Below are 12,336 nucleotides of genomic sequence, written 5' to 3'. Positions count from 1 at the left end.
AATCACTCCTTAAATCTGAAAATAAAGATCGAGTCCATCTTTTACTGCACTAACCATGCCAAACAGAGTAGCAGATAGTTGGAGTTCTGGTGCTCTTTGTTCTAGAAAAGAGCGGAATCTCCCAACTCGTTTCTCGCTAAGATCATCCTCTTGTAGATCTGAGATCATATCTTCTGTCCGAATTGCTAGTTCGCTTTTAGTACTATCGGAGATAACCTTGTCTTTTTGAACAGCGTCTAGTAGTTTTTCCAAGACACTCAGTAGATCTTTTTGAGTTGTATTCTCTGATGTATGGATCGTCATTTCGCCCTTTGCAGTACCCTGATCATTTGCAATTACAAACATTCCTTGTTTTAGGTTATATTGATTCGATTTGCTATTTGTCATCTTTACCTCCTAAATTATAGAATGCAAAATAAATTTTATCATAAAAATATTTAGAATAGGTAAATAATATATTTGATAGGAAAGTAAAAAAGACGGATATCTATATATCCGTCTTATCCTTTATTCGATTTCCATCTGAACACCCAACCTATCTAAATCTAACTCCATGCTCCGATAAGAAACACCCTGCACGTTCATTACATTACCTACAAATCCTAGCAAACGATCCCGATCTTCCATAGTGTTGTAAAAGCAGAGGATGGTTGGTCCAGCACCGCTTAGAGCTGTTCCGATCGCTCCATGTTGGGTTGCCTCGTTCAATATATCGAGTAAGCCAGGTACGAGTGGTGCTCGGTATGGTTGGTGAAGCCGATCTCTCATCGCTTGGCTAAGTAGATCCAGTCTACCTTGTGCCAAGGCGGCTACTAGCAAACTACTACGACCAACATTATAGAAAACATCTTGTTTGGTATAAGTATCAGGCAAAACGTTTCGTGCTGTTTCGGTCGACAACGGATAGTCCGGTATGACCACTAATGTTTGTAATCCTGCTGGTGGTTCGAAACGGACATATGGTACAGGTGCTCCGTCTTCTTCTGGCATCGTTGCGACCATGATCCCACCGAACATAGACGCTCCAACGTTGTCGGGATGACCTTCTATTTGGGTAGCCATCGCAAACAATTGTTCACGAGTGAATGGTTCGTTTGCTAAATAATTAGCGGCAATAAGTGCACCCACAATTGCTGCTGCGCTACTACCAAGGCCTCGAGTCAATGGAGCTTCACTAGATGCTCTGATAAAAAGCTCTGGAACGGCATGTCCAGCTTTTTCGAACAAGCTTGCTGCCACTTGATAAAGCAAGTTGCTTTTATCCGTGGGAGTTCCTTGTAACTCTTTTCCTACCAATTCTATTTTGAATTGATCCGTGATCTTCATTTCAACAGTGGAATATAACTGAAAAGCCATCCCGAGTGTATCGAAGCCTGGTCCAAGATTGGCGGTACTAGCGGGAATCGTTACGCGAACCAACTTGCCGTTCATGATGACAAATCTCCAACATGTTCATCAATCAGGGCCATTACAGCTGAACGTGTAGCGGGCACTGTACGTGGTTCTTCTCCAACTAGTTTCAAGGCGATATTTGGATCTTTTAATCCGTTACCTGTCAACACACAAGCGATTGTTGCCCCTTCCGCTAACTTTCCGCTCTCTCGAAGTTTGATGATCCCAGCTAGTGATGCAGCGGATGCTGGTTCGCAAAAGACACCTTCGGATTTAGCCAAGAGTTGGTAAGCATGCAGGATTTCTTCATCTGTAACACTGTCTACAAGCCCATTCGATTCGCAAATGGCATTTTTTGCCCCTTCTTTGCTTGCCGGATTGCCTATTCGAATAGCAGTAGCGATCGTCTCCGGATTGGGAACAGGTTTACCGTGTACCAAAGGAGCTGCCCCAGCCGCCTGAAATCCAAACATTTGTGGCAATTGAGATATTTTCCCGCTAGCTTGATATTCTTTGAATCCTTTCCAGTAGGCAGTAATGTTGCCGGCATTTCCTACTGGAATGGCAAGAATGTCTGGTGCTTTGCCAAGTGCGTCGCAAATTTCAAAGGCTGCTGTTTTTTGTCCCTCAATTCGGTACGGATTTACGGAGTTTACTAGTGTAATTGGCTCATTCATGGTGATCTCGCGCACAATCTGGAGTGCTTCATCAAAGTTCCCATCAATGGCTATTACTTCCGCCCCATACGCAATTGCTTGAGCTAATTTTCCCAAGGCAATGTTACCGCTCGGAATCAAAACAATACAACGCAGACCAGACCTTGCAGCGTATGCAGCGGCAGCAGCGGAGGTATTGCCAGTAGAGGCGCACATAATCGTCGTACTACCTTCTTCGATCGCTTTGGCTACAGCCATTACCATTCCTCGATCTTTAAATGAACCTGTCGGGTTCAGACCTTCGTATTTGACATACAGATGAACCCCTAGTTGTTTAGATAAGTTAGGTGCATGAATCAATGGGGTGTTTCCCTCATGCAAGCTGATATGCGGTGTTTGCTCTGTTACAGGGAGAAATTCTTGATAGCGAGAGATAATTCCTAACCGACTACTCAATTTTTGTCTCCTCCTTCTACGTGATAGTAGCTTTTAACTTCGGTCACAATCTCCATCTGCTCCATGTGTTTCAATACATGATCCATATCCAATTTAGAAGCCATGTGAGTAACCATAATAATTTCGGCTTGAGCTCCTTCGTTTAATGGTTGTTGAATCACTTGTTCTAATGAAATATTTTCGTTTGCCAAAAGCTGAGTAATTTGTGCCAGAACCCCTCTTTGATCAGCAACAACGATGCGGAGAAAATATTTAGATAGTTTCTGACTATCATCTTTGAGTATTTGTTCTTTATATGGTGCGATCATTCCGTGACCATTCACTCCCAGTTTCCTGTTTTTTACGACTGTCACTAGATCAGATACAACTGCCATCGCAGTAGGTAACTCACCAGCCCCTGGTCCATAGAACATCGTTTCCCCGACTGCTTCCCCATGAACATACACAGCGTTATAGACCCCATTCACAGACGCCAATGGGTGAGACTTTGGTACCATCGTTGGTTGAACACTCACTTCGATTGCATCTTTATCACGTTGGGCCAGTCCGATTAGTTTCATTTCATACCCCAATTGCTTACCATAGGCGATATCTTCCTTGTTCACTGAGCTGATCCCTCTGACATCGACATGTTCCAGCTTGATGGGAACATGGAACCCAAGAGTAGCTAAGATCGCCAATTTTCGGGCTGCGTCGAAACCTTCTACATCGGAGGACGGATTCGCTTCTGCATATCCCAAAGATTGGGCCTCTTTCAGGACATCTGCATAATTACTACCTTCTTGACTCATTTTGGTTAGAATGTAGTTGGTTGTTCCATTCACGATTCCCATCATTTTCGTAATACGATCAGAGGAGAACCCTTCCACCAACGCACGAAGAATAGGAATACCACCGGCAACACTCGCTTCATAAAAGACGTCACATCTATTCTCTTGTGCTTTTTGTAAAATCTCGCCACCGTGCAAAGCCATCAAGTCTTTGTTTGCTGTGACGATGTGTTTGCCTCTCTCCAGTGCTCCCAGTATGTATTCTTTCGCTGGAGAAACCCCTCCGATCACTTCGACGATAATATCAATGTCTGGATCGTCAAGCAGTTCATTCGGATCGGTCGTGACTAAATGGTCCATCAATGGGATATTCCGATATTTTGCTGCATCCTTAACTAAAATCTTTTGGATTTTGATTGCGAAACCTGCCTGCTTTTGTAAGTCTTCCTGATGGGCCTGAATGAGACGGACTACACCCGTTCCTACAGTGCCAAACCCCATTAATCCTACTTTTATCATCTGCTTGTCCATGTCTGTTCCTCCTTGTCTCTGTCTATCCACGCCCGACAATGATTGCTTTGCGTACACCAGATAATTGTTGCAATCCTTCTAAGAACTCTGTGGTGGTGATCTTCAGATGTCCCATATCAACTGACAACGAAATATTGGCGATCCCTTGCAAAGGAATAGTTTGATTGATTGTCAATACGTTTCCGCCTTGATCTGCTACATAGGCGAGAACTTTGGAAAGGTATCCAGACTGGTGATCTAATGAAAAAGTGATCGTCATGATTTTTTCGCTCATCATGGAGTTGAATGGAAATATAGCATCTTTGTATTTATAAAAAGCACTGCGGCTTAATCCTACTCGTTCCACCGCATCGTTCACCGTATCGACTTCACCGGACTCTAACAATCTCTTTGCTTCTACCGTTTTAGCTATAGACTCTGGTAGCATATCGGAGCGAATTAAGTAGAATTTTTCTTCTTGGTTCATATGTGTCCTCCTGAAGTAGACATATGTTTATTTATAGAGGACATGATAACGGATAAAATCCCTCATGACAATTGTTATCCTAAATATGTTTTTATTCCGTTTATTTCAACTAAACTTATTAATAAAGAAAAAAGAACACCTTCAAATGAATGATACAAGGTGTTCATGAATTCTCAATTTATTTTTTATTCGAAGTATACAATGTTAGTCTATAATATCTTTGTCTAGCACAATTCCATCACCAGTCTGCCATAGTAAACTTCACGGAATTTTTCTTGGAGGTTACTATGGCGGACTGGATTCTCAGTTCGCTAATTTATCAAAAGGAGTGATCTGAGATGATGAACGAATTGGTAATGTTGCTATTGGTTGGAGTAATTATTTCTGGGAAATTTCTGTTAGAGGATGTCATGAAAAGGAAATATTTCATTGGTTACAAAGGAAAGCATTCTAAAATGAAAAAAATGTTATTTGTAATCTTTGCTCTGTTATTCTTTTTCATGTTATTACTATCTATGATTTTCACAATCTAATAAGTCAGCTAGACGAGATCAACTCATTTTTTGAGTTGATCCTTTTATTTTATTTCACTCTCAAGCTCCGCTCCAAAGACCTGTTGTATTTGGTCGCAATGTTCGTATGTATGGCTATCCCAAAGAAAAGGCATTCCTTCATTTTAGAAGGGATGCCCTTTTCTTTGGGATTAGAGATTCTCTGGAAGACCGGGACTATATTCGATCGGGAGTTCTGGCAATTCAGGAACAGGAAAGCCGGCAGGCGGTTCCACTATGGAAAGCTCTCCACCATGTCGGCTTGGAGCTGGTCCTTGGAAAATTTCACTGATTCGAGTTTCATCTAAGCGGAAGTTAAATTGAATATGGTGGAAGCCCCTGTCTATGTACTTCCGACATTCTGGGAACCGAGTGATATCATAATCTGGAATAGGTAATACTTTACCCCAGTTTACTCCTAGTGTTTCGAGTGCTTTTGCAAATGCATTTTGATGTGCATTATCGCGAACGATTAAAAAGGCCAACGTTTCACGGAATGTTTTGTTGGAACTCATTTCATAGATTCGTGATTTTTGCAGTACGCCTGTCGATTCTAATACTAGGTTATCAAGCAAATCGCTGATTAAATTTCCATGGCTGTATACCCAAGATCCATTCCACGGATTTTGGGCAGCATCGAAAGGCAAAGAGCTTTGCGCACCAATAATGTAGTGATGAGGGTTTGCTTCTCTAGCTGCTTCCCGCAAAGGAACGGTTGTTCCATCCTTTTGTGCCGCTTCCCCTGATCCATTTAAAAGTTGGTTGATCGTATGTTGAACAAGTTCCACATGACTAATCTCTTCGATAAAAATCCCTTTTAAAAGATCGCGGAACTGTTTCGCTTTTCCACGAAAATTGGAACTTTGAAAGAAGAATTGCATCATCGTGCGCATTTCCCCAAATCGACCACCTAATATTTCCTGTAGGACCTTTGCAGCTTGTGGGTCTGGTTGGTCAGGGACCATTTCATTGATGAGTAGTTCTTTATAATAAAACATGGAGTACCTCCTTTGGTATATAACAGCAAGTTAAGTTTTCCAATTACTTTGTCTTCATATACATTTAGGTACTACGAAGAATCTAGTACTCCATTTTTCTTTATAATGGAGGTAGGGAGACAATCAACTAGATAAACACAGAGGAGGGATTTAGTGAAACGATTTCTGATCGTAATGTTAATCTTGGTTGCAATAATAGGATTGGGTGTTTGGTACCTAGTAGGGGAAGGTTATGTCAGTTGGGAAAAGAAAGAGATTCGCGAGTTCCGTTTGCCAGATAAACAAGCGAAGAATATCCTGAACATTTCTGCAAAATATGATATCCCATGGTATTATCTAGCAGCTTGGGAAGAGGAGAAATATGATTACACCCAAACGACTTCTCAAGAGTTGGAAAAAATAGCGAAAGCATGGAGAAGTATATTGGGCGAACAAGAAGCGACTGAAAAAAATCTGCGGGAGGTTATGATACAAGAACAATCGCAAGCAAAAGTGGAAAAGGTGTTTCAAATTGCGGATGCATATCAGTGGCAGGCAGAACCTTTGACGCAGAAATACGCTTTTCCATTTGCCCCGGATGTCCGGAAAAAAGTCTCCTATAGTAACAGTTGGGGCGATCCACGCAGTTTTGGAGGAAAACGGCAACATGAGGGAATTGATCTATTTGCACCTATGGAAACTCCACTAGTGGCTGTTACAAAAGGGAAAGTCGTCAAAAAAGGTTGGAATACCTTAGGTGGTTGGACGGTCACAATTCAGGACGAAGAACATCCCCAATTTTTTTATTACTATGCTCATCTTCATCATTACCCTGAAGGTCTAGAACAGGGAGATATCGTTACGAAAGGGCAAGTAATTGGATACGTAGGAGATAGTGGCTATGGTCCAGAGGGTACGACTGGGAAATTCGCACCACATTTGCATTTTGGAATGTATGTCCGATCAGGATATATCGCACTTCAACGAGAAGCTGTTAATCCCTATGTATTTTTACGAATGTGGGACCCAGACCCTAAAAAGTAACTTGTATAGCATGTCTACCCACCTCTGCACATATAGCTAGAGAAAGACAAGCTCGTCGGCGGAGGGGAGACAATTGGCCAATATATATGACCAATGGGGGCTGGCAAAAGAAGTAGGCTTACGAACAAAATGTGTTCGAACCAGACAAGCAATAACATGGAGTCAGAAGAGAGTATCCTTGACTTTTTGTGGAAAGCGGGGATACCAAAATTGACTTTTTTTAGCTATGTTCTGTTAGGACTATCCCTTGCTGTGCCAGTTGGCACGCTTACCATCGAAATGGTGAAAAGAGGTATACGGTTTGGTTTTTTTCACAGTTGGGTGGTAGGAATTGGAGGGATGGTAGCAGACCTCATCCTGATGACTCTAATCTATGCGGGAGTTGCCCAATTTTTAGTTACAGAAACTGCCAAGCTTTTTTTATGGAGTTTTGGGTTTATCACGTTGCTCTATATCGGATACGAAAGTATTCGCGATTCTTCCCAAACGGTCCTGATCAGTAGCTTTCAAGAAGAACCTCTGTGGAAATCATTTATGACTGGTTTTACGATTACACTAGCAAATCCAATAAATATCATTTTCTGGATTGGAATCTATGGATCTGTTTTGGCGAGCGCGATGACCAAAGTGAGCTTCCAGCAATCGTTACTATACTCTAGCGCCATTTTCTTAGGCGTAGCTTTGTGGGATTTGTTTGTGTCAGGAGTAGTTCATTTTAGCAGACAAGCGATGAACGCAACTTTTGTTCGTATATTATCTATTGCAGCAGGTTGTTTTTTGATTGGATTTGGCTTTTATTTCGGATATCAAGTTATTCAGGCTCTTTTTGTCTAAGAAGGGCCTTTTTCTATTCCTTCCTATCTTATTCTGTATGTTTCTCTCTGAATTGCAAATGCTGAAAGTATTATTGTAAAGCGGAGAGAGCCATGCAAACTTTTACGAAAACAATTGAAAAGATATCTGATTTTATCTGGGGTTATCCCATGATCCTCTTGCTTCTTTTTTGTGGAATCTTTTTTACCTTCCAATTAAAATTCCTACCTTTTCGTTATGCCAAGGTAGTCTTACAAGAGACAGTAGGGAAGCTGTTTTCTAAACAAGAAAAAAGTAAATCAGGAACCTTATCTCCATTTCAGGCATTTACTACTTCTCTTGCGAGTACTGCAGGAGCTACAAATGTAGTTGGAGTACCTGTGGCGATTGGATTTGGCGGACCTGGGGCGCTTTTTTGGATGTGGATCGTGGCACTTATTGGGATGTCGCTTATTTATGCAGAGATCGTCCTAGGGATAAAATTCAGAGAGAAGAATGAGAAGGACGAGTGGGTTGGAGGACCTGTTTATTATATGCAAAAGGGACTTCACTGGAAGATCCCAAGTATCATCTATGCGACAGGACTTATGTTTGAGGTTTTTGCGAGTTCGATGGTACAAGCGAACTGTTTTTCTAAAATCGTTACTAGTTCCTTTGGTTGGTCGAAACTAATGGTAGGGATTGGACTAGCTATTTTAGTTGCAATCATGGTATTTGGTGGAGTTCAGCGAATCGGAAAAGTAACGGAAAAATTGCTTCCATTTTTGGTACTGGTTTATGTTGGTTTGACGGGATATATCATTTTTACTCTCCGTGATCAGATTCCGGAAACGTTTGGGCTCATTTTTCAGCATGCCTTTACCAAAACAGCACCGATTGGACTGTTTGCAGGAGCGGGTATCGTGCAGACAATCCGATGGGGTATGGCGAGAGGATTGTATACCAGTGATGCAGGAATGGGAAATTCGGCGATTGCCAATGCCACAGCTGAGGTAGAATATCCGTCACAGCAAGGTTTTTGGGGAATTTTCGCCGTATTTATTGATACGATTGTGATATGTTCGTTATCAGGATTAGTTGTTATTTTGTCTGGTGAATGGCAAAGAGCGAAATCAGAAGAAGCACAAGCAATGATTCTACAAACTTTTAGCAAGGTGTTTGGAGAGTTTCCAAGCCAAGTAATTCTCTCGTTTATGATTGGACTATTTGCAGTTGCTACGATTGGAGTTATTATCTATTACGGTGAAAAACAGGCAGAATTTCTGTTCTTCCCCAAAGCAGGCTACATTGCTAGATTCTTTTATCTTGGAGCAGTCGTGTTAGGGTCGATTGGAGCATTGGAGTTTTGTTGGAAACTAGTTGATCTCGTTCTCGTATTGGTCGTAGTCCCTAATGTATTTGCCTTGATGTTCTTATATAAACACGTAAAAGAAGAGACAGATCGTTTCTTGGACTATCAAAAGACGAAGCCAAAAAAAGGAACACCAAAAGCTCAGACCTGATATAAGGATCTGAGCTAAATATTTGTCTTTTAGAGCATGTTGCATAATGAACCCAAAGCTAGAGGTTTTCCCCTTTTGAGATGCGACTATGAGCGATAGGGAGCCGGAGAGATCCCTCAGACAAGTAGGACAAGCAGAAGCGGGAAACTAGTGGCGTGCCTACGCTTAACTTGGATTAATGCAACTAGCTATTAGTTATATAAATAATACTATTAAGATATTTTATTTGTTGTTCATATTTCATCTTTTAAGTGTTTCTTTGACATAATATTGAAATAAACCCAAAAAAACCCGGAGACAAGAGCGATGAACCCAAATCCACCAAAGACATCGAATTTGGATGAGAAGAAACCGAACCCCAGACCTGTGAAAATCAATATGGCATTCAGCCCCAATGACTGAAATGAATCGATGGTTGCCCGCATGGAAGACTCAGTTCGATGATGCAAATACCCGGTTGTAAGGGGTTCGACTACACCTGAAAATAGGCAGATGAGCAAGATTGCCACCAAACCAATATCGTCTTTGACGATTGATATACAGAAAAAGCCTCCTGCAAAAACTAGGGTTACACAAGAGAGTATCGTTCTGTAACGGAATCGTCTTTTTATTAACGGAACGATGAAGTTTCCAGGCAGTCTTAAGATCATCATGGCTGCCGAAAATAACCCAAAATATAAGATGGGAAACTCCAATCTGTTTAGGTAGAGTTGCCAGAACTCGTCCATGAAGCTAAGAGTTGCACCAATCATCATACCAGAGAGTACGACCAGACAAATGTCTGGACACTTTCTAAAAAAGGTAATAGAAGCGATTAGATACTCTCTCATTTTGATCGGTTGTTCTGATGTACTTTTCACAGTTGGTTCTATTAACATCATCGAAACATACAAGGCCACCATCATGCTAACTATCGATATCCAATAGTTCAGCTCTAGATCATATCGATTTGCCAAATAACTCCCGCACAATGCCGCTATGATCGCAGATATCAAATCACATGCTGACAATCGACCTAGATATTTTTCAAAATGATGTTGCTTCCCGTCTTGCATTAAGGAGTCATACAGAAGAGCGTTTTCAGATCCACTGCTTGCTGAACGGGCGACTCCTGCCAAAAATATAGCAACTGCAAAGTGCCAGAATTCTGTTGCGAATACCAACATCAGAAGCATGCCACATTCCAACAGAGCACTTAGTACGATCATTTTCTTTCGTCCCCATTTATCAGCGATGATGCCTGTTGGAACCTCAAGCAAAACAACCGTAATAGCAAAAATAATCTCGGTATATACAACTAGTTGAATCGTCATACCCTTTTGTTCCCAGAATAATCGTTCAATCACATATGCTGGTATTAGATTGTAGAAAAACCGAACGACGTATAGTTTCCAAATGTTAGCTTCATAATCCATTATTAAGCTCCGCTCCTTTTGATTGATTGAAATGTACCAATCAAAATAGGAGGTGCTCGTGAACGATGTAACTCACTAGATTAGCAGGGAGGTCTTGCATTTGTCAGCATGTCTTTCCTCCTCTTCCATTTACCGTACTTTTCAGATTATTATAGTGTAACACGATGGTAGTTGATAGAGGGACTCGTTCACTCGCAAAATGGATTTGCCTATTATCAATTCCTTTCAAAGGAAACAATGAGAATCCCATTTTTTGTTGAAATGTATTATAATGTTTTATTAAGATATTCTCTGTCACAGAAAAAGGAGAGTTGTATGAGCGAACTAGAGAAACCGATGACGCAAGAATCCATAGTGCTAATTGAGCGTCTACTTCGTGAAGTGAGTACGATCGTGAAGCGAAAAGGACGCGAGATACTGACCCGATTTCCAATAACGCAGCCACAGTTTTCCGCACTCATTTGGTTATATGAAGAGGGCGATCTTACTATTGGCGAGCTAAGCCAAAAGATGTTTTTGGCATGTAGCACGATGACTGATTTAGTCGATCGAATGGAAAAAAATGAATTAGTTGCACGGGTGCGTGATGAACGGGACCGTAGAGTAGTTCGTATTCATATGCTTTCTAAGGGGAAAGAAATTATCGATCAAGTATTAGAGGCTAGACAAGCATACTTAACCAAGATGATTGGTTCCATTTCTGAGGCAGAAGCTATTCGGATTACGAAGATGTTGACTCAATTACACGAACAAATGAATAAATCCTAATAATTCGGCCCCCTTCCTGAGAGAAGTAGAAGGGGGCATTTACTTTTGGATTTACATATCATAAGGCAAATCAACCATGATATAGGTGAGGACAGATGGGACGAGATAGGAGATGACGTTACCAGATGAAAATAAACCCGATCGGAGTAATTGATTCTGGAGTTGGCGGGCTTACCATTGCCAAAGAGATCATGAAAAAACTACCACAAGAAACAATCTATTATTTCGGAGATACTCTTCGTTGTCCCTATGGTCCGAGACGGATGCAGGAGATTCAGTCTTTTACGTTAGAGTTAGTTTCGTATTTATCCCAATTTCCATTAAAAGCATTGGTCATCGCTTGTAATACTGCAACGGTAGCAGCGTTGGAAGCAGTACAAAAAGCGATATCGATCCCGGTGATTGGGGTAATTCACCCTGGTTCGAGAGCTGCCGCTAAGGTGACCCAAAGCAGAAGAGTAGCGGTAATTGGAACGAAAACAACAATTGACAGTCAAGCATATGTTCGAGCAATTGCCAAAGTAGACCCAAAGATTCACGTTTTGGGATCTGCTACTCCCAATTTGATACCTTTAGTAGAAAGTGGTCAATGGGATGGGCCGATGGCAAAAAGGGTAATCGAAGATGAGTTACAAGAGCTACAAGAGCAGGAGTTTGACACTTTGGTGTTAGGTTGTACGCATTTTCCTTTGATTGAAAACTTAATTCGAGCTGTGTTAGACCCAGCAGTACAGATTATTAGTCCAGCAGAAGAAACAGCAATTGATTTGGAGATGGTCTTAGAAAAATTGGATTTAGTGGAAAAAGGAGTAGGTAAGGTGGAACACCAATTTTTCACTACGGGTTCTCCTGCTAGTTTTCAAACGATTATCCGCAAATGGCTTCTATTGGATGATCCCAGTGTTCAACATGTGGATCTACGAGATTATCAAACTTCTTTTAAAAAATAGAGAGAAACTAGGGATATTTCTCCAAGGGACCGATATATATGTACT

General features: G+C 41.3%; 13 protein-coding genes. 6 read left to right on the top strand and 7 right to left on the bottom strand.

The window, feature by feature from the left end:
• Window positions 1-9: 9 nt before the first annotated feature.
• The 5 genes from VJ09_RS05710 to VJ09_RS05690 form a co-directional block, all read right to left on the bottom strand.
• Entirely contained in the window at window positions 10-387 is a 378-nt protein-coding gene (locus tag VJ09_RS05710) for a hypothetical protein (RefSeq protein ID WP_044640633.1), read from the bottom strand.
• A gap of 120 nt (window positions 388-507) precedes the next feature.
• Window positions 508-1,431, bottom strand: coding sequence for a homoserine kinase (gene thrB, locus VJ09_RS05705; protein WP_044640632.1), 924 nt, complete (start codon window positions 1,429-1,431; stop codon window positions 508-510).
• Window positions 1,428-2,504 carry a threonine synthase gene (gene thrC, locus VJ09_RS05700; protein WP_044640631.1) on the bottom strand — a complete coding sequence of 359 codons (1,077 nt, stop codon included), beginning with the start codon at window positions 2,502-2,504 and terminating at the stop codon, window positions 1,428-1,430. The genes thrB and thrC overlap by 4 nt, the downstream gene beginning before the upstream one ends.
• Window positions 2,501-3,805: a homoserine dehydrogenase gene (locus VJ09_RS05695; RefSeq protein WP_044640630.1), complete on the bottom strand. Its 1,305-nt coding sequence runs from the start codon at window positions 3,803-3,805 to the stop codon at window positions 2,501-2,503. Before VJ09_RS05695 ends, thrC begins: the two co-directional genes overlap by 4 nt.
• A 22-nt stretch (window positions 3,806-3,827) precedes the next feature.
• Window positions 3,828-4,271, bottom strand: a complete 444-nt coding sequence (locus VJ09_RS05690; RefSeq protein ID WP_044640629.1) for an ACT domain-containing protein — start codon at window positions 4,269-4,271, stop codon at window positions 3,828-3,830.
• Between the two features lie 338 nt (window positions 4,272-4,609).
• Between VJ09_RS05690 and VJ09_RS05685 the strand changes: the two genes are divergently transcribed.
• A complete protein-coding gene (locus VJ09_RS05685; RefSeq protein ID WP_044640628.1) occupies window positions 4,610-4,804 on the top strand; it encodes a hypothetical protein in 195 nt (64 codons plus the stop codon).
• A 170-nt stretch (window positions 4,805-4,974) separates the two neighbouring features.
• On the opposite strand, the gene VJ09_RS05680 is transcribed toward VJ09_RS05685, so the two are convergent.
• Complete coding sequence (locus tag VJ09_RS05680; RefSeq protein ID WP_044640627.1) at window positions 4,975-5,820, bottom strand: manganese catalase family protein; 846 nt, start codon at window positions 5,818-5,820, stop codon at window positions 4,975-4,977.
• A gap of 153 nt (window positions 5,821-5,973) precedes the next feature.
• Here VJ09_RS05680 and VJ09_RS17485 point away from each other — a divergent pair, with 153 nt between their 5' ends.
• The 3 genes from VJ09_RS17485 to VJ09_RS05665 all read left to right on the top strand — a co-directional run bounded on the left by VJ09_RS17485 (window position 5,974) and on the right by VJ09_RS05665 (window position 9,158).
• Window positions 5,974-6,843 carry a M23 family metallopeptidase gene (locus VJ09_RS17485; protein ID WP_052807236.1) on the top strand — a complete coding sequence of 290 codons (870 nt, stop codon included), beginning with the start codon at window positions 5,974-5,976 and terminating at the stop codon, window positions 6,841-6,843.
• A 210-nt stretch (window positions 6,844-7,053) separates the two neighbouring features.
• On the top strand, window positions 7,054-7,677 hold the full coding sequence (locus VJ09_RS05670) for a LysE family translocator (RefSeq protein ID WP_044641625.1): 624 nt from the start codon (window positions 7,054-7,056) through the stop codon (window positions 7,675-7,677).
• Window positions 7,678-7,769: 92 nt separating this feature from the next.
• On the top strand, window positions 7,770-9,158 hold the full coding sequence (locus VJ09_RS05665; protein ID WP_044640626.1) for an alanine/glycine:cation symporter family protein: 1,389 nt from the start codon (window positions 7,770-7,772) through the stop codon (window positions 9,156-9,158).
• A 233-nt stretch (window positions 9,159-9,391) separates the two neighbouring features.
• Here the strand turns inward: VJ09_RS05665 and VJ09_RS05660 are convergent, their stop codons facing one another.
• Complete coding sequence (locus tag VJ09_RS05660; protein ID WP_044640625.1) at window positions 9,392-10,573, bottom strand: MFS transporter; 1,182 nt, start codon at window positions 10,571-10,573, stop codon at window positions 9,392-9,394.
• A 315-nt stretch (window positions 10,574-10,888) separates the two neighbouring features.
• Between VJ09_RS05660 and VJ09_RS05655 the strand changes: the two genes are divergently transcribed.
• Window positions 10,889-11,341 carry a MarR family winged helix-turn-helix transcriptional regulator gene (locus VJ09_RS05655; protein ID WP_230199099.1) on the top strand — a complete coding sequence of 151 codons (453 nt, stop codon included), beginning with the start codon at window positions 10,889-10,891 and terminating at the stop codon, window positions 11,339-11,341.
• A gap of 125 nt (window positions 11,342-11,466) precedes the next feature.
• Window positions 11,467-12,291, top strand: a complete 825-nt coding sequence (gene racE / locus VJ09_RS05650) for a glutamate racemase (RefSeq protein ID WP_044640624.1) — start codon at window positions 11,467-11,469, stop codon at window positions 12,289-12,291.
• Window positions 12,292-12,336 lie beyond the last annotated feature (45 nt).

Origin of the sequence: Risungbinella massiliensis, assembly GCF_000942395.1 — a bacterium.
In the GTDB taxonomy this organism is placed as follows: domain Bacteria; phylum Bacillota; class Bacilli; order Thermoactinomycetales; family Thermoactinomycetaceae; genus Risungbinella; species Risungbinella massiliensis.
This window is presented reverse-complemented; position numbering and strand designations above follow the sequence as displayed.

Coding starts and splice junctions, on each gene's coding strand:
- VJ09_RS05710 (WP_044640633.1), bottom strand. CDS start 387: ATGACAAATAGCAAATCGAATCAATATAACCTAAAACAAGGAATGTTT.
- thrB (WP_044640632.1), bottom strand. CDS start 1,431: ATGAACGGCAAGTTGGTTCGCGTAACGATTCCCGCTAGTACCGCCAAT.
- VJ09_RS05695 (WP_044640630.1), bottom strand. CDS start 3,805: ATGGACAAGCAGATGATAAAAGTAGGATTAATGGGGTTTGGCACTGTA.
- VJ09_RS05690 (WP_044640629.1), bottom strand. CDS start 4,271: ATGAACCAAGAAGAAAAATTCTACTTAATTCGCTCCGATATGCTACCA.
- VJ09_RS05685 (WP_044640628.1), top strand. CDS start 4,610: ATGATGAACGAATTGGTAATGTTGCTATTGGTTGGAGTAATTATTTCT.
- VJ09_RS05680 (WP_044640627.1), bottom strand. CDS start 5,820: ATGTTTTATTATAAAGAACTACTCATCAATGAAATGGTCCCTGACCAA.
- VJ09_RS05665 (WP_044640626.1), top strand. CDS start 7,770: ATGCAAACTTTTACGAAAACAATTGAAAAGATATCTGATTTTATCTGG.
- VJ09_RS05660 (WP_044640625.1), bottom strand. CDS start 10,573: ATGGATTATGAAGCTAACATTTGGAAACTATACGTCGTTCGGTTTTTC.
- VJ09_RS05655 (WP_230199099.1), top strand. CDS start 10,889: ATGAGCGAACTAGAGAAACCGATGACGCAAGAATCCATAGTGCTAATT.
- racE (WP_044640624.1), top strand. CDS start 11,467: ATGAAAATAAACCCGATCGGAGTAATTGATTCTGGAGTTGGCGGGCTT.